This is a genomic window from Ruegeria sp. BB7, assembly GCF_056539365.1.
In genome coordinates this window covers 132,727-149,218 of the sequence record NZ_JBQFUV010000007.1, presented here as the reverse complement: position 1 = coordinate 149,218, position 16,492 = coordinate 132,727, and the positions used below count along the sequence as shown (strand labels likewise).

17 protein-coding genes and 1 tRNA gene are annotated in these 16,492 nt (G+C 56.5%); 10 read left to right on the top strand and 8 right to left on the bottom strand.

Features of this window, described 5'->3' with window-relative positions:
* Positions 1 to 293 precede the first annotated feature (293 nt).
* From msrQ to clpB, 4 genes are all read right to left on the bottom strand, one after another.
* Positions 294 to 908, bottom strand: a complete 615-nt coding sequence (msrQ, locus tag ACR0D7_RS13025) for a protein-methionine-sulfoxide reductase heme-binding subunit MsrQ (RefSeq protein ID WP_480679385.1) — start codon at positions 906 to 908, stop codon at positions 294 to 296.
* A 4-nt stretch (positions 909 to 912) separates the two neighbouring features.
* Complete coding sequence (gene msrP, locus ACR0D7_RS13020; protein WP_480679384.1) at positions 913 to 1,815, bottom strand: protein-methionine-sulfoxide reductase catalytic subunit MsrP; 903 nt, start codon at positions 1,813 to 1,815, stop codon at positions 913 to 915.
* A gap of 122 nt (positions 1,816 to 1,937) precedes the next feature.
* The gene (gene dgt, locus ACR0D7_RS13015; protein WP_480679383.1) at positions 1,938 to 3,299 is read right to left on the bottom strand and encodes a dGTP triphosphohydrolase; all 1,362 of its coding nucleotides are present in this window, start codon (positions 3,297 to 3,299) and stop codon (positions 1,938 to 1,940) included.
* Positions 3,300 to 3,411: 112 nt separating this feature from the next.
* Positions 3,412 to 6,030 carry an ATP-dependent chaperone ClpB gene (clpB, locus tag ACR0D7_RS13010; RefSeq protein WP_480679382.1) on the bottom strand — a complete coding sequence of 873 codons (2,619 nt, stop codon included), beginning with the start codon at positions 6,028 to 6,030 and terminating at the stop codon, positions 3,412 to 3,414.
* Between the two features lie 273 nt (positions 6,031 to 6,303).
* On the opposite strand from clpB, the gene ACR0D7_RS13005 reads away from it, so the two are divergent.
* Together ACR0D7_RS13005 and ACR0D7_RS13000 are read left to right on the top strand one after the other, a co-directional pair.
* Positions 6,304 to 6,699, top strand: coding sequence for a hypothetical protein (locus ACR0D7_RS13005; protein ID WP_480679381.1), 396 nt, complete (start codon positions 6,304 to 6,306; stop codon positions 6,697 to 6,699).
* Positions 6,675 to 6,968 (top strand): hypothetical protein, encoded by a 294-nt coding sequence (locus ACR0D7_RS13000; RefSeq protein WP_480679380.1) that lies wholly within the window; start codon positions 6,675 to 6,677, stop codon positions 6,966 to 6,968. Before ACR0D7_RS13005 ends, ACR0D7_RS13000 begins: the two co-directional genes overlap by 25 nt.
* A 30-nt stretch (positions 6,969 to 6,998) precedes the next feature.
* On the opposite strand, the gene ACR0D7_RS12995 is transcribed toward ACR0D7_RS13000, so the two are convergent.
* Positions 6,999 to 7,265, bottom strand: a complete 267-nt coding sequence (locus ACR0D7_RS12995) for a hypothetical protein (protein WP_480679379.1) — start codon at positions 7,263 to 7,265, stop codon at positions 6,999 to 7,001.
* Positions 7,266 to 7,470: 205 nt separating this feature from the next.
* Between ACR0D7_RS12995 and pyrF the strand changes: the two genes are divergently transcribed.
* Positions 7,471 to 8,187, top strand: coding sequence for an orotidine-5'-phosphate decarboxylase (gene pyrF, locus ACR0D7_RS12990; RefSeq protein ID WP_480679378.1), 717 nt, complete (start codon positions 7,471 to 7,473; stop codon positions 8,185 to 8,187).
* A 356-nt stretch (positions 8,188 to 8,543) separates the two neighbouring features.
* Entirely contained in the window at positions 8,544 to 9,797 is a 1,254-nt protein-coding gene (locus tag ACR0D7_RS12985; RefSeq protein ID WP_480679377.1) for a DNA polymerase IV, read from the top strand.
* 2 nt (positions 9,798 to 9,799) lie between these two features.
* Here the strand turns inward: ACR0D7_RS12985 and ACR0D7_RS12980 are convergent, their stop codons facing one another.
* Positions 9,800 to 10,660 carry an N-formylglutamate amidohydrolase gene (locus ACR0D7_RS12980; RefSeq protein WP_170576315.1) on the bottom strand — a complete coding sequence of 287 codons (861 nt, stop codon included), beginning with the start codon at positions 10,658 to 10,660 and terminating at the stop codon, positions 9,800 to 9,802.
* Between the two features lie 148 nt (positions 10,661 to 10,808).
* Here ACR0D7_RS12980 and ACR0D7_RS12975 point away from each other — a divergent pair.
* The 6 genes from ACR0D7_RS12975 to ACR0D7_RS12950 all read left to right on the top strand — a co-directional run bounded on the left by ACR0D7_RS12975 (position 10,809) and on the right by ACR0D7_RS12950 (position 14,702).
* Positions 10,809 to 10,883: transfer RNA gene (locus ACR0D7_RS12975), tRNA-Val, on the top strand.
* Between the two features lie 90 nt (positions 10,884 to 10,973).
* Entirely contained in the window at positions 10,974 to 11,099 is a 126-nt protein-coding gene (gene ykgO, locus ACR0D7_RS12970) for a type B 50S ribosomal protein L36 (RefSeq protein WP_005648635.1), read from the top strand.
* Positions 11,100 to 11,158: 59 nt separating this feature from the next.
* Positions 11,159 to 12,247: an ornithine cyclodeaminase family protein gene (locus ACR0D7_RS12965; protein ID WP_480679392.1), complete on the top strand. Its 1,089-nt coding sequence runs from the start codon at positions 11,159 to 11,161 to the stop codon at positions 12,245 to 12,247.
* Between the two features lie 248 nt (positions 12,248 to 12,495).
* A complete protein-coding gene (locus ACR0D7_RS12960; RefSeq protein ID WP_480679376.1) occupies positions 12,496 to 13,512 on the top strand; it encodes a Fe(3+) ABC transporter substrate-binding protein in 1,017 nt (338 codons plus the stop codon).
* A gap of 120 nt (positions 13,513 to 13,632) precedes the next feature.
* On the top strand, positions 13,633 to 14,187 hold the full coding sequence (locus tag ACR0D7_RS12955; protein WP_480679375.1) for a helix-turn-helix domain-containing protein: 555 nt from the start codon (positions 13,633 to 13,635) through the stop codon (positions 14,185 to 14,187).
* Positions 14,184 to 14,702, top strand: a complete 519-nt coding sequence (locus ACR0D7_RS12950; RefSeq protein ID WP_480679374.1) for an N-acetyltransferase family protein — start codon at positions 14,184 to 14,186, stop codon at positions 14,700 to 14,702. The genes ACR0D7_RS12955 and ACR0D7_RS12950 overlap by 4 nt, the downstream gene beginning before the upstream one ends.
* A gap of 265 nt (positions 14,703 to 14,967) precedes the next feature.
* On the opposite strand, the gene ACR0D7_RS12945 is transcribed toward ACR0D7_RS12950, so the two are convergent.
* Together ACR0D7_RS12945 and ACR0D7_RS12940 are read right to left on the bottom strand one after the other, a co-directional pair.
* The gene (locus ACR0D7_RS12945) at positions 14,968 to 16,212 is read right to left on the bottom strand and encodes a molybdopterin molybdotransferase MoeA (protein WP_480679373.1); all 1,245 of its coding nucleotides are present in this window, start codon (positions 16,210 to 16,212) and stop codon (positions 14,968 to 14,970) included.
* Positions 16,205 to 16,354: a hypothetical protein gene (locus ACR0D7_RS12940; RefSeq protein ID WP_480679372.1), complete on the bottom strand. Its 150-nt coding sequence runs from the start codon at positions 16,352 to 16,354 to the stop codon at positions 16,205 to 16,207. The genes ACR0D7_RS12945 and ACR0D7_RS12940 overlap by 8 nt, the downstream gene beginning before the upstream one ends.
* Between the last annotated feature and the right edge of the window lie 138 nt (positions 16,355 to 16,492).

Sequence of the window (16,492 nt, the reverse complement as noted above, 5' to 3'; positions counted from 1 at the left end):
GCGCAACCGCCTAAACCCTAACCTCAGATGCCAACCGTCTCTCCGGCCCGTCTCCGCCGTCTCCAGCGTCCCAGCAACCGCCTCAGCAGCGCCGGTGAAGGGGGTTCTAAGGATAACCAACAATACCCGCAAGTGGAAAATTCGAGAATCTTGCAAAAACCCACGTATTCTAAAATTATCTATTAAATACAATATCTTACAGAGACCTCACAGACGCAATAGAAACGATACTCCGAATGTCTGAGGCCGAATCTCACCTTTTGCACAGGATTACCCACAGACTCAGCAACGAGTCAGGCGGAATCGGCCTGACGCAAACGAGTCAGCAGGCTGGGAAATGGCACGCGCAGCATCAAAAGGCCGATTATCACGGACAGATAGACCAGCGGTTCGATCTGAAAGCCCTTGGCCAACATGACATAGTGGAGCCCCCCCAAAATCGCCGCCGGAAAGACGAGGCGTTGCAAGCTGCGCCAAAGCGGGCCCAACTTGCGAACAGAAAAGTTGTTGGATGTCACAGCCAAGGGCAGCATCAGCACAAACGCGGCCATGCCGACAGTAACATAGGGGCGCTCCACGATATCCGCCCAGATCTGACTGGGCACCTGAACATCCAGCACCAACCACACCAAAAGATGCAGTGCGACATAAGTAAAGGTCAGCACACCCAAAGCCCTGCGGAACTTGAGCAGGTTCAGCCCAAAGAATCGGCGCAGCGGTGAAATCGCAAGTACTGCGATCAAAAGCTGCAGCGCCAGCTCTCCGTACTGATGTTCCAGAGCCTCAATCGGATCCACGCCAAGACCACCGGTCAGGCCCTGATAGAAGAGCCAGGGTGCCGGAAGCACCCCCAACACGTAGACTGCCCAGACGGGAAGACGACGTAATATCTGATTCACGCGCTGCATAGGCTTAATAGTATTCCGACAGATCCATGTCTTCGTACAGCCCTGCGACCTCTTTATCGTAGCCATTGAACATCAGGGTCGGGATGCGTTTGGCAAATAACCCACCGCCAATCTGACGTTCTGAGGCTTGAGACCAACGTGGGTGGTTCACGCCTGGATTCACATTGCTATAGAAGCCATACTCGCGCGGGTTGGACATATTCCAGCTTGTGGGCGGCTCGACATCCGTCAGAGTGATCCGCACAATCGACTTGATCGATTTAAACCCATATTTCCACGGCACCACCAGACGCAGAGGCGCGCCGTTCTGATTCGGGATCGGGCGGCCATAGATGCCAGTTGCCATAATAGTCAGCGGGTGCATCGCCTCATCCAGACGCAGACCTTCGCGATACGGCCAGTCCAAAATCGGATAACGCACGCCCGGCATCTCATCTGGGCGCACAGCGGTTTCAAAGGCCACGTATTTGGCACCTTCCTGTACCCCGGCCATGTTAAGCAAATCGGCCAGTTCGAACCCGTTCCACGGAATGACCATCGACCAGGCTTCGACACAGCGGAAACGATAGATTCGCTCCTCGACCGTCATCTCGGACATGATGTCCTTGAAGTCATACTCACCGGGATTTTCGACCAGACCGTCGATCTTGACGCTCCACGGTTCGGTGGTCAGCGCGCCGGCATATTTCACCGGATCGTCCTTACCGGTGCCGAACTCATAGAAGTTGTTGTACGAGGTAATCTCTTCCCAGGTGTTCGGCTCCAGCGCTTCCTGTGCCGAGGCACCGCGCGCAAGCCCCGCCAGCCCTACACCTGCCAGCCCAGCCATCATCTGCCGCCGGTTCAGGAACGCCGCCCTGGGGGTGACGTCGGCATGTGTCAAAGTATTGGTCCAGCGGTGCGCCATTGTGGTCTCCGTTCAGTTCCGGTCAGGATTCTAGATAGGGTCTGTTAGCACGGCACAAAGGAAACAAGCGTAACGATTGAGAGACCGGATTGTAACTTTCGCCAAGCCTTGCACACCCTGCTTCAGCCCGACAACATGTCGGAAACCTGCACGGCGTAGCGGTCTGTCATACCAGAAACAAAATCAGTCAAAGAATGCAGGGCTGTGTACGCGTCCTTTACATCGCGCAAATCCAGATCGACCGCACTGATGACCTGACGCTCGTACGCGGGCAATGCATCTATGTTCCAGTCATGTTGCGCCAATGTTTCGTAAACCGGGCATAATCCATTCATAACTTTACGGATTATATTCCGCCCTTTGACCTCAAGCTTCGTTTTACGGGGGGCTGTGAAGAGTTGCTCATGAGCCAGATCCTTGATCGCTTTAAATTCCTTGGACTTACTGGACACTCCGATCAGGGATTCCGAGAAACGGCCGCTCAGTATTTCTTCGTGATTATCCTTGAACGCCTTCACGCATGCATCGATCGCCCCACCAATTGCACGCGCACGTAAATAGCTGATCCTTTCGTATTCGGTGTAACCAGCCTGATTTCGCTCTGTCGAAATCGCGATAGCTGACAAAAAATCTTCGACAGTCTGGCAGGATAGGTCACCTGCAGAATAGCCATCTTCCAAATCAACGATATTGTAGCAAATGTCATCCGCAGCCTCGACGAGATAAACAAGAGGGTGACGTCGCCACCATTTCTGACCATCGGGCCCTTCTGCTTCGATCAATTGCATTCTGTCCGCAGCCATTTTGAAGTATTCTCGCTCGGCTTCGAAAAAACCGAACTTCTTGGCGCCAACATACAAGTCGTCCTTAGATTTTCTTTTTTTCAGACGCTTCGAGGTCTCCGCACCCATTGGGTATTTCATGAATGCCCCTAGCACAGCGTTCGGCATGCGCAGCCCCCCGTCGTTGCGGTACATCTCAAGACGGGTCAAAATACGAAACCCCTGGGCGTTGCCCTCGAACTTTTCAAATTCATGCCAGCAAGAGGCATCAATTCCCCGAAACGCGCGCGATCCTTGGTCCAGCTGTTCGGCGCACCACGCCCCGATGGCTTCCTCGCCTGAATGCCCGAAAGGCGGGTTACCCAAGTCGTGCGCCAAGCAGGCAGCATGCACAACACCTGCGACTTTGTGAATGTCGCTGTCCGCAATATACTGCTCTGCCGCCAACCAGGCACCGATCCGCGTTCCAATCGAGCGGCCAACGCTTGCTACTTCTTCCGAGTGTATCAATCGGTGCCGCAGATGATCGTTGTCATACAGTGGATGAACTTGTGTCTTATTGGCCAAACGGCGGAACGAAGCCGAGAACGTGATACCATCCGCTGCACGAACGTATCCGGGCCGGTCGGGGGAATCTGGTTTGCCCCGCTCGTCACCAAACTTTTCTGTGTTGAGCAATAAAGTCCAATCCATACCCGCCATCGAACCAATTCCTTTGTTTTATGGACCGACTGGGTGGTGACAGAAAAACCCGCCCTATAAAAGGGCGGGTTTCATCTTAGGGTTGCTTTTCATGGGTGCGTCTCGCGAATGACTAGTGCACGACCGCATCGTCCGGCCGAGGTCGCTCCGATGTTCCCAACCGGTCACCGATGATCAGACCTTCGGTTCCTGCAGTTACGGGCACGGTTTCGCCATCCTTGATCTCACCGGCCAGCAGAGCTTCGGCCAACGGGTTCTGCAGGGCGCGTTGGATCACACGCTTGAGCGGACGGGCACCAAAGACCGGGTCATAGCCCTCGTTGGCCAACCATTCCTTGGCCCCATCGTCCAGCGCCAATTCAATCTTGCGGGCGGCCAGACGTTTCTGCAGGCGTGCCATCTGGATATCGACGATGCCATCCATATCGGCCCGCTTGAGGCGGTCAAAGATGATCGTTTCATCCAGACGGTTCAGGAATTCGGGCCGGAAATGCGCCCGGACCGCGTCCATCACGTCCCGCCGCGCCTGTGCGCTGTCCGCACCTTCGGGCAGTTGGCTGAGCGCCTGAGAGCCAAGGTTCGACGTCAGGATGATCAGCGTCTGCTTGAAATCCACGGTGCGGCCCTGACCATCGGTCAGAACGCCATCGTCGAGAACCTGCAGCAGCACGTTGAACACATCCGGATGCGCCTTTTCGACCTCGTCAAACAGCACGACCTGATAAGGCCTGCGCCGAACGGCCTCGGTCAGCACGCCACCTTCGTCGTAGCCGACATAGCCCGGAGGGGCACCGATCAGACGGGCGACCGCGTGTTTCTCCATGAACTCGGACATGTCGATACGCACCATCGCGTTGTCGTCGTCGAACAGGAAATTCGCCACGGCCTTGGTCAACTCGGTTTTCCCCACGCCGGTCGGACCAAGGAACAGGAACGAGCCCAACGGGCGGTTCTCGTCATTCAGACCCGCGCGCGCACGGCGCACGGCGTTGGCGACAGCAGTCACCGCCGCATCCTGACCGATCACTCGGGAATGCAGATCGTCTTCCATCCGCAGCAGCTTTTCGCGCTCACCTTCCAGCATTTTCGAGGTCGGGATACCGGTCCAGCGTTCGACCACCGAAGCGATCTGTTCCGGACGCACCGTTTCCTCGGCCATCATGGCGTTGCTTTCGGCGTTTTCAGCCTCGGTCAGCTTTTTCTCAAGTTCAGGGATGACACCATAAGACAGCTCACCGGCCTTGGCGAGGTTGCCTTCGCGCTTGGCGATCTCCAGATCAGCACGCGCTTTGTCGAGCTGTTCTTTCAGATCACGCGCACCCGCGAGCTTATCCCGTTCGGCCTGCCACTGGGCGGTCATCTCGGCGGACTGCTCCTGCAAATCGGCCAGATCCTTTTGCAAGGTTTCCAGACGATCTTTCGATGCCGCATCGTCTTCCAGCTTCAGCGCCTCTTCCTCAATCTGCATCTGGAGGATCTGGCGGTCTAGCTGGTCCAGTTCTTCGGGCTTGGAATCCACCTCCATTCGCAACCGCGACGCCGCCTCATCGACAAGGTCGATGGCTTTGTCGGGCAGGAAGCGGTCGGTGATATAGCGATGCGAGAGTGTCGCCGCCGAGACCAGCGCCGAATCCGAGATGCGCACACCGTGGTGCAATTCGTACTTTTCCTTGATACCGCGCAGGATGCTGATCGTATCCTCGACCGTCGGCTCGGTGACCATCACGGGCTGGAACCGGCGCGCAAGGGCCGCGTCTTTTTCAACGTATTTACGGTACTCGTCCAGCGTTGTCGCACCGATACAATGCAACTCACCTCGGGCAAGCGCAGGCTTGATCAGGTTGGCGGCATCCATCGCGCCATCGGATTTACCGGCACCAACCAGCGTGTGCATCTCATCGATGAACAGGATGATCTCACCGGCGGCCTCGGTCACCTCGGTCAGAACGGCCTTGAGACGCTCCTCGAATTCACCGCGATATTTCGCACCAGCGATCAGCGCGCCCATGTCGAGCGCAAGCAGCTTCTTGTCCTTCAGCGATTCCGGCACATCGCCGTTGACGATGCGCAGGGCCATGCCCTCGGCAATCGCGGTTTTACCGACGCCGGGTTCACCGATCAGAACCGGGTTGTTCTTGGTGCGGCGCGACAGAACCTGCATCGAGCGGCGGATTTCCTCATCGCGCCCGATGATCGGGTCGATCTTGCCCTCAGCCGCAGCCTCGGTCAGGTCGCGCGCGTATTTCTTGAGCGCATCATACCCCTCTTCCGCAGATGCGGTGTCAGCAGTGCGGCCCTTACGAATATCGTTGATCGCTTCGTTCAGTTTCTGGGCGGATATGGCTCCGGCTTCCAATGCGTCCTTGGCTTTGGATTTCACCATGCACAGCGCCATCAGCACGCGCTCGACCGGCACAAAGCTGTCGCCCGCCTTGGTTGCGATCTTCTGCGCCTCGTCCAGAACCTTGGCGGTCTGACCATCCATGTAAATCTGGCTTGCATCGCCGCTGACCTTCGGGATTTTCCCCATGGCCGCGTCCAACGCCTCGACCACGCGGTTCGGCGCACCACCCGCGCGTGTAATCAGGTTGCTCGCCAGCCCCTGATCGTCATCCATCAATGCTTTGAGTATATGTGTGGGCTCCAGCCTCTGATGCCCCTCGCGCAGCGCAATCGTTTGCGCGGCTTGCACGAAACCCCGTGCCCGCTCGGTGAACTTGTTCAAGTCCATATTGTTCTCCTTCTCTCAAGCGCCCAAAGTGTTCGCACCCGCTTGGCGGCACACGACGGTTTGGGCCTCACATTCAATCTGGGAAATATCTTTGCCCGTTCAAGATGCAGCTTCAAGAATCTGACAACTGCCCTGTCGCAAAATTCTCTAGTGCGTTTAGATAGATGAAGACCGACCATCACCGAATCCATTGTCTGGCGGATCGCTCAACTTTCACCTTGCTGCTGACCAGACGCTCAAATATCTTGCCTTCCGCTTCTGGGAGAGTGCGAATTGAAAGTCGCCGCAGTGACAATGGTTTATAAAGACCATCGGTATTTGGAAAAATGGGTTCAGTGCTATGAGCAGTTGTTCCGGGCAGAAATCCTGTACATCATCGGCCATGGGGATGATCCTGTTCACTGCGAACTGGCCAAGGACTGCAACCATATAAGAGTTCCCCGCAACCAGCTGCCCGAGGATTTCGACGAGCAGCGCTGGCGTATGCTGTCGGACATAATTCGAAACCATCTGTTTTGGGTCGGCCAATCAAGTTTTCTCTGGGTGCCCATGGTGCCTTTGGGGATTGGAAAAATGACCCGGACTTCGCACTTATCCATTTTCCACTGGCGAACCGCGACTCATTTCGGCGGCGCGCCCAAGCCTTGGAATCGGATCTCGAAGAGCTGAAGAAGACACCATCGGACGTAAGAACCTATCGCCAGAATGCACTTATCAGTTGGGGGCATGTTCAACGCCGCAAAGCCGAAGGGGCCGCGCCCGAAGGCTTGGAAAGTGATATTGTGCCCCTTAAGGACGCCGCACAACAGGCAGCACCGCTTTTGGCCAAAACCATGAAAGTCATGAACGGAACTGAGTACCGGGTTGCGCCAAGAAAACTCAGGCACGTGCAAATCTGTGCGCAAATTGATGATCGCCTGACAGAGCTTTTCTCGTAGCAATTCCCCCAGGAAAAAATGGCGAACCTATCAGCGTCGCGGCACGGAATATACTGTGTAGCCGCCGGTTTTTGCCATCTGTCGCGGATTATACATCTCGATCAGTGATTGCTCCGCGTTGCTACCCGACGGACAGGATACAAGGTCAGCGGCGTCATCCAGAAAATCATTGGTAAAAGCATTCTCTCCGGTCAGCTGGCAATCGTCGTCGGTGGATCGGTATCCGCGTACAAGACGCAGGTCCTGGTTGGTTGGGGATCTGATCACCGTGTCCGCGGCCTCAGGCTGCAATGGCATTTGCTGACATCCGATCAAACACAGAATAAGACCTATACCCGCTAACTGTTTCATCATCCCTCCATATGAAATATTCATTTGAATGGTCAGGACCATAGCACACCCAGCTTTGGAAATTGTGACTTCGATCAAAAATCTGTCCTGCATGGACACAAGACACGGAACCCGCTAGGACGCACACGTTTGCCAAATAGGAGCTTGCCCCATGACCGTTCCAATGTCCGATGACCGCCTGATCGTTGCCCTTGATGTTCCGAATGCACTGCAGGGGCTGGCCATGGCCGATCGGCTGGGCGACGCGGTGTCCTTTTATAAAATCGGGCTGGGTATGCTGACTGGCGGCGGATTGGCTTTGGCCAATGAGCTGAAACAGGATCACGGCAAGCGCATCTTTCTGGATATGAAACTGTTCGACATCGGCAACACAGTGGAAAATGCCGTGCGTGGGCTGGCGCAGTTCGATTTGGATTTCCTGACGGTTCACGGCGACCCGCATGTGGTTCGTGCTGCGAAAGAGGGCGCTGCGGGCAAGGACCTCAAAATCCTCGCCGTGACCATCCTGACCTCGCTGAACCGCCGCGATCTGGATGCAAGCCTTCTGAAAGAAGGCGACGTACAGGACTTGGTGGTGGAACGTGCGGCACGCGCACTGGAAGCCGGAGCAGATGGGGTTATCGCCAGCCCGCAGGAAGCTGCCCTGATCCGCGCCCTGCCTCAGGCCGAAGGCCGCCTGATCGTGACCCCCGGCGTACGGCCGGCGGGGGCGGCATTGGGCGATCAGAAACGCGTGGCCACCCCAGCCAGCGCCATTGGCGACGGGGCCGATCACATCGTTGTCGGGCGTCCGATCTATCAGGCAGATGATCCCAAAGCCGCAGCCGAGGCGGTCCTTGCCGAGTTAAATTCCTTGACACAGCACTAAGTAGCATCGCGAAAGTGGCGGAATTTTGCGTGATATTCGCCCGCAAGCAATTGACCTAACGTCACTTTATGGTGTCGCCGTGCCAATTTGCCTCTGTGCCCCAAAACACACATGCCTGACTCGAGTTTTCCCTGTGTAACCTAGGTCCTATCGAAACCCGTTTTTTTAAGGGATTCTGGTCTCGTGATACTCCCCGCGAACCAACTCTTCCTGTGGTTCGTTACCTCCCCCCGCAACTTCGCGGGGGGTCTTCTTTCGGAACATAATCTGCATATTTTTGCCCTGCCTTTGCTTGGCGGTCGGCGCTAATATAAGAAAACCCCTGAATGTATCGCACGGAAGGCGGGAAGAGTTACATGCCCGGTCTCTGCCGAGATTGCCTGACCACTTTGACCAGCGAACGGCGCTGTCCCTCCTGCGGTAGCCCCCGCATAAAGACGCATCCTGAACTTTTCGATCTTTCCATAGCACATATGGACTGCGATGCGTTTTATGCCTCGGTTGAAAAGCGGGACAATCCGGAACTGGCCGACAAACCGGTGATCATTGGCGGCGGCAAACGCGGGGTAGTGTCGACAGCCTGCTACGTGGCGCGCATTCGCGGGGTGCGGTCGGCCATGCCGATGTTCAAAGCACTGCAACTCTGCCCTGATGCGGTAGTGATCAAGCCACGTATGTCTGTCTATGCCGAGGTCTCGCGTGACATCCGCAAGATGATGGACGAACTGACGCCAGTGGTTGAGCCGCTTTCTTTGGACGAAGCCTTCATGGACTTGTCGGGAACCCAGCGTTTGCACGGCGCACCACCTGCCGTGATGCTGGCGCGTCTGGTCAAACGGATGAAGGACGAGTTGGGCGTGACCGGTTCCATCGGTCTGAGCCACAACAAATTTCTGGCCAAGGTCGCCTCGGACCTGGACAAGCCGCGCGGGTTCTCGGTGATCGGCAAGGCAGAAACGGCCGAGTTTCTGTACGACAAGCCAGTGCGCCTGATTTGGGGTATTGGCCCCGCCGCACAGGAATCGCTGGACCGTGCGGGAATCCGCAGTTTTTCCGACCTGCTACGCTGGGACCAAGAGGCGCTGACTGCCCGTTTCGGATCAATGGGTTATCGGCTGTGGCATCTTGCGCGCGGACAGGACAAACGGCGCGTCTCGGCCCATGAGCCGATGAAATCCATCAGCAACGAAACAACGTTTTTTGAAGATACCGCCAGTCTGGACATTCTGGACGGGCATCTGTGGCGAATGTCAGAAAAGGTTGCTGACCGCGCCAAGGCCAAGGGCCTGGCCGGACGTGTCGTCACGCTAAAACTGAAGAAAGCCAATCACAAGATCATCACCCGCCGCATTTCGTTGCGGGATGCCACGCAAATCGCCGACCGCCTCTATCGCACCGCCAAAGGGCTGTTTGATCAGGTCGGGAATGAAGGCCCTTATCGCCTGTTGGGCGTCGGTCTGTCTGATCTGTGCCCAGAGGCGCAAGCTGATATCTCGGGGGATCTGCTTGACCCTGGCGCTTCGCAGAGATCACAGGCGGAACGCGCCACCGATGAGATTCGGCGCCGCTTTGGCAGTGATGCAATCGTGAAAGGCCGCGCCCTGCGCTGAGGTTACTCTGCTGCCAAACGCAGCGGCTCATCTTCGATACGAACGATGTCCTGAATAACGTCGCGCAGTATTTCCTGAAATGCGGCGAAATTCTCATTCGGCTCGATTTTGGCCTCATCCATATACAGCGCGCGGTCGACCTCTATCTGTACGGCGTGTTGTTGGCGGGCGGGCCGACCATAAGTCTGTGTAACATAGGCTCCGGCAAAAGGCGCATTCCGCGCCACGTTCAGTCCAGCGGCAACAAAGGCTGCCTCGATCTGGTCCACCACTTCGACCGACGCAGATGCACCGAATCTGTCACCCAACACGACATCCGGTCGCCTTGATTTTGAGTTGCTGGCCATGGCGACCGCCTCATGCGGCATCGAATGGCAATCAATCAGGATCGCCTGTCCAAAGGTCTCGTGCGATTCCTTCAGCAGGGATTTGATGCGGGCATGATAGGGTCGCCAACAAGTGTCAATGCGCAGGCGCGCTTCGTCCATCGTCAGTTTGCCGCGATAGATCGCACGCCCATTGGCCACCACGCGGGGAATCACCCCCAACCCCGAAGCCACACGCGGATTATGCCCAGATCGGCGAGCGCCCTGAATCAGCGCGGGGTCCAACTCCTCAGCACTGCGGTTCAGATCCAGATAGGCGCGCGGCATGACAGCGGAAATTACCGGTGCCCCGAACTCCACCGCCGATGCAAACAGCTGATCCACAAAGGCATCTTCCGAAGATCGAATCACATTTTCGCTTAGAACCGTGCGGTTCAGCAGCGATTCAGGGTAATTTCGGCCACTATGTGGAGAAGAAAATACCACGCAAGACGTGCGGCTGGCGGGCATATCCAATACATAGGGCGTATTCTGCATGGTCACTCCTTGTTCGCATTCAACATAGACCGGAAAATAGTTCTACCAAACCCCTTGAACCCCTTTGCGACTCCTTTTATAGACCCCGCTACCGGCGCGGGTATCCGCGCCCCATTTCGTTATGGGGCAGGTCACGCAAAGGTTACGTGGGCGGTTAGCTCAGCGGTAGAGCACTTCGTTGACATCGAAGGGGTCACAAGTTCGATCCTTGTACCGCCCACCATCGTTTCACTGTTCCGGTTTTCCGGGGCACCCGCTAACCCAGGCGCTGGCCACGTCCTTGATGAAGGCGCCGCAGATTGGAGACAGACCAATGAAGGTCAAGAACTCGCTCCGCTCGCTCAAGAACCGGCACCGTGATTGCCGTGTTGTGCGTCGCAAAGGCCGCGTCTACGTGATCAACAAGACGCAGCGCAAGTTCAAAGCTCGTCAGGGCTAAGAATTTAGCAGACCAATTTCAAAAAGCCGCTCTTTCAAGAGCGGCTTTTTCTTTTGGATATGCCGACTACTGCGATGCGAATAGTGCGGGCGTCAGAGTTTCGCCTAGGTCACTACGTTACCGTCGACGAAATACCCCAAGAAAATGTATACTGGTTCGGGACACATCAGCCCGCGCAAAATCTTGAAACAAAGGACGGCGCCATGGGCTCCGAAGGACCACCGCTCTTTTTGTCCGATCAGGACTTGGAAGATTTGAACATCCAACCGTCCGAAGTTTCGGATGCCATCGAAGCAGCACTGATTGCCAAGTCAGACGGGCGGCTTCACACCGCTCCGAAGACTGCGATCTTGCCCGGCGACGGACGCTATGCAATGTCCACTTTGGCAGTGGGCGAAGATGGATTCATCGTCGTCAAACAAGTTACTGTATGCCCCGACAATCCAGCTAAGGGTCTTGCTGCAATAAATGGGGCGATCATGGTGATGGATGGGCAGACAGGCGTCTTGCGCGCCATCCTGGGGGCCAACTGGGTCACAGCAGTCAGAACGGCGGCGTTGTCAGCCGTGGCGGCACGTCGTCTTGCCGATCCCACCTCCGAAACGATAGCTTTTGTGGGGGCTGGCGTGCAGGCACACGCGCATCTTGCCGCTTTTTCGGAAATGTTCCCTCTCAAAAGGATTCAAGTATTCGGGCGCGGCCAGAGCAATATTGAGAAGCTCTGCCGCCAAGCGCGGGAACTCGGCCTCGCTGCAGAAGCAAGCTCCAGCGCAAAAGATGCTTTGCAGAATGCCGATCTGGTTGTGACGTCTGTGACGTTGGATTACTCAATCAAGCCTTTTCTAGATGCACGATGGCTGAAACCGAACGCATTTGCCACCATAACCGATGCATGTGTCCCTTGGATTCAGGACAGCATGACAGCGTTCAAGACCGTGGTTGTAGATGATCGCCAACAGGAGCTTGAAAGCGAAAAGCCGATGCTTCCCTACGAGCAGATTACTGGCGACCTGACGGAACTGGTTTCGAATGAATTCGGCAGCAACCCATACTGCCAACCAGCGGCTTTTGCATTCAGGGGTATTTCCTTGGGAGATTATGCCGCGGCGACCCTTGCGGTTCGCCGGGCCACGAGCATTGACGCCTAAGAGGTTTTCAGATCCAGCAGAAACTCTTTTCGCCCCGCCCGGCCTGAGAAACACCTTTTTTCTCTTCTGGCGGGCATCTCCCGCGCCTTTCCCCAAATATATTTTCGCTGACTCCAACAAGCCTGCGCACATAGCGACCTTTTGACCAACTAATTTTGTCAGATTTACTTGCATCCCCTGAGGAATCGTTTAATTGACTTTTTCAGTCGGATTTAGATCCGCCACAGTTTTCAATTTTGGGACACACGATGCTGAAATCCTCTACCTGCGTTGCCGCCGCCCTTACGGCTCTGATCGCAACTTCCGCCACCGCCGAGGGCGAGTTGAACCTCTATTCCTCGCGTCACTATGACACTGATGAACGCCTTTACAGCGATTTCGAAGAGGCGACCGGCATCACCATCAACCGTATCGAAGGCAAGGCCGACGAACTGATCGCGCGGATGGAAGCGGAAGGTGCGAACTCGCCTGCCGACATTCTGCTGACCGTTGATACGTCGCGTCTGGCCCGCGCCAAGAACGCAGGCATTCTGCAGTCGATCGACAGTGACGTGCTGGAAGAGCGCATCCCCGCCAACCTGCAGGACAGCGACAATGAATGGTTCGGTTTCTCGCAGCGGGGCCGCATCCTCTTTTTCGATAAGGAAAACGTCGCCAACCCGCCAGCCACCTATGCCGATCTGGCCAAACCCGAATACAAGGGCCTTGTCTGCATCCGTTCGTCCAGCAACACCTATAACCAGACCTTGCTGGCCTCAATCATCACCCACGAAGGCACCGAGGCAGCCAAAGCCTGGGCTGAAGGGGTTGTCGCCAACATGGCGCGCGAGCCGCAGGGCGGCGACACAGACCAGCTGCGCGGCATCGTCTCGGGCGAGTGTGATATTGCGGTTTCGAACACTTATTACTTTGCCCGCGCTATCCGAAAAGACGTCAAAGGCGTTTCCGCTGATATCGACTCGATCGGCTGGGTCTTCCCGAACCAGGACGGCACCGGTGCGCATATGAACTTGTCCGGTGCCGGTGTTGCCGCGAATGCACCAAACAAAGAGAACGCAATCCTGTTCCTTGAGTATCTGGCAAGTGATCAGGCCCAGCAGTATTTCTCGGCTGGCAATGATGAGTATCCGGCTGCCCAAGGCGTTGCACTTGCCGACTCAGTCCAGGCGCTGGGTGCGTTCAAGGCCGACGAGGTGAACTTGTCCGAAGTGGCCAAGAACATCCCCGAGGCACAGAAGATCTTTAACGAGGTCGGCTGGAAGTAACTCTGGCTCAATATCCTGAACTAAAGAAAAGGCGCGGAGATTTCCGCGCCTTTTCCTGTTGAAATATGATTAAATTAATCGTTTAATCCCGAAATCGATCTTTATTCTCATTTCTGAACGATGCTGGACAACCTCTCAAATCGCCTTGCTGCGCGCCTGAGCGAACTGCGCCGGGGCCACGGATGGTCATTGGACCAACTGGCAGAACACAGCGCCATCAGTCGCGCCACACTTTCGCGGATGGAAAAAGGCGATGTCAGCCCCACCGCCGAAACGCTGGGACGGCTGTGTGCTGCCTACGGTCTGCCGATGTCACGCCTGCTAATGATGGTTGAAGACAGTTTCGACCCAAAAGTCCCGTTTGAACGGCAACCGGAATGGCGCGATCCTGAGACCGGGTTCACGCGCCGCTCGGTGTCTCCACCAGCGACTGGGCTCAGCGGAGAGGTGATGGAAGGGCACCTGCCACCGGACACGATGATCACTTATGATAGCCCACCAAAACCCGGACAGGAGCATCACCTGATCCTACTGGACGGCGCGCTGACGCTATCCGTAGATGGCATTGCCCACGACCTGAACGGCGGAGATTGCCTGCGCTATCACCTTTCAGGGCCGACACGGTTCGAAACATCGCCCATGCGCGGGGCGCGGTATATACTGGTGCTGATATGATCTCGCGCCTGGACCTGCATGGCTTTGACACAGCGTTAGAGGATCTGACTGATATCCTGCGCGCCTGCGTGCAGGCCGGAGCAAGCATAGGATTCATCCATCCCTTCTCTCCGGATCAGGCGCGGGTTTATTGGAAAAACCAGGTGCGACCGGGTGTGCAGACCGGTGCGTTGGACCTGTTCGTCGCACAGGACGCAGGGCGCGTTTTGGGTACGGTGCAATTGATCCCTGCAGCAATGCCCAACCAACCTCATCGCGCCGACGTGGCCAAGCTGTTGGTCCATCCTGACGCCAGACGCCAAGGTCTAGGACGCGCCCTGATGGCAAACCTTGAAGACCGTGCCGTCGCAATTGGCCGAACATTGCTTGTGCTCGACACCCGCAGCACCGATCCGTCGCGCCTGCTGTATCAAAACATGGGCTTTCAGATCGCCGGAGAGATTCCGAAGTATTGCCGCAACCCGTTCGAGGATCGATTGGAGCCTACAACCTATATGTTCAAATACCTCAGCTAAGCCGATATCATGCACTGTTTTGACAAGGCTGTGTCGAGAGGTCGGGCTCACGCTTTTTACACAACCTGACAACTTAAATGTCGGTTGCGGCAAACAGGGTCGGCCCACTCGCACGTTCCAAATGGATTGATGATGGCTTCATCAGTTCCGAACTCACTCCCGCATACGGTCGGAGTTCTCAGCCAGACGAGTGTCTCGACGGGACGCAGGACGCTTGCAGCCGTCAGTGCCCAAGGCTTGCAGAAACCTGACACACCGGGCCTCGTCAAAAGCGCAGGAACGGCAGAATTTGTCCCTTAGCAAGCATTTCTGTTTCCGCGGGGATGACGGCCAGACCATCCGCCTGCGCAAGCAATGCGACCCGACCACTATACGACGGAGCCATCAGCCGCAGCCGAGGGGTGCCATCTGGCATCGCGCCTTCGATAACGACGGGGCGGTATTCCTGACGGCCTGCCCGGCGCTCCAACGGTTCGGCCAGAACCGCGTTTTCCGATGTTTGCGGCACGTGATGCAAACCTGCCCGACGCGCCATCATGTGCGACCCGATGATTTGCCAAGTCACATAGGCCGAAACCGGGTTTCCCGGCAGCCCGACATATAGCGCATCGCCCCGACGACCGAACATGATCGGCTTGCCCGGTTTCATCGCCACTTTCATCACATCTGTCTGACCGCCAATATCGGCAAAGAGGCGCGGCATGTGGTCCTCGTCACCGACCGACACGCCGCCCGTGGTGATGATCAGATCCGCGCTTTCGCAGGCTTCACGCAGCACCTGTTCCAACAACGCAGGTTCGTCTTCAACCGGCCCCATATCCGTCAGATCGATCCACGGTTTGTCCAACAACGCACGCAGCATATAGCGGTTCGAATTGTAGATTTGGCCGGGGCCTAGTTCTTCACCGGGTTGCCGCAATTCGCTGCCAGTCGAAAAGATGGTGACCTTCAATTTACGATAGACAGTCACCTCTCCGTACCCGGCCGAGGCCAGCACGGCGGCTTCGCGGGCCGAGATCTCACATCCCTGACGCAGGATCGGGGCACCTGCCTTCAGGTCCTCACCCGAGCGGCGGATATGTTGTCCGGGCTTGGGTCGGCGGGTAAAACGGATACCATCGGCGGTAACCTCACAATCTTCCTGCATCAGAACCGCATCGAAATCAGAAGGCACCGGCGCGCCGGTGAATATCCGCAACGCCGTGCCCACGGGTGCAGAATGTGTGCCATCATCACCGGCGGCAATGCGCCCGGCAACTGGCAGGGTGAACATAGGGCCGTTGCCCAGATCAGCCGTACGAATGGCATAACCGTCCATGGCCGAATTATCGAAGGCAGGCATATCCACCTTGCTCGTACAATCCCGGGCCAACACCCGTCCGATCGCATCGATCAGCGACACAGCTTCGGTTTCTTTGATTGGGTCGGCAACGGACAGGCCCCGAGCCAGAGCGTCGGATACCGTCAAATACATATGAGCATGCCGGTCACAGGCGCATCCATCAGGCATTTGAATCCTCCAGCTGTTCGACCTCGCCGAGTATCGGCAAAAAAGCACGCGTTCCCTCAGAAAAGTCGTAGTCGCGCAGCTCGGTCAGCAATCGATGGCCAATGGACACCACCACAGGGGCGCTGTCATTGACATAGGTCACAATTATCCGATTGGGCGCGATGGGCAGTCCAGATTAATCCGGTCGAAATTAACGCTCTGCCCCGAATTTAGCGTTATTAGCGCATGTTCAATGGCCGATACTCAGCTTCAGGTGACTTGCATATTGCAAATGCGCGCC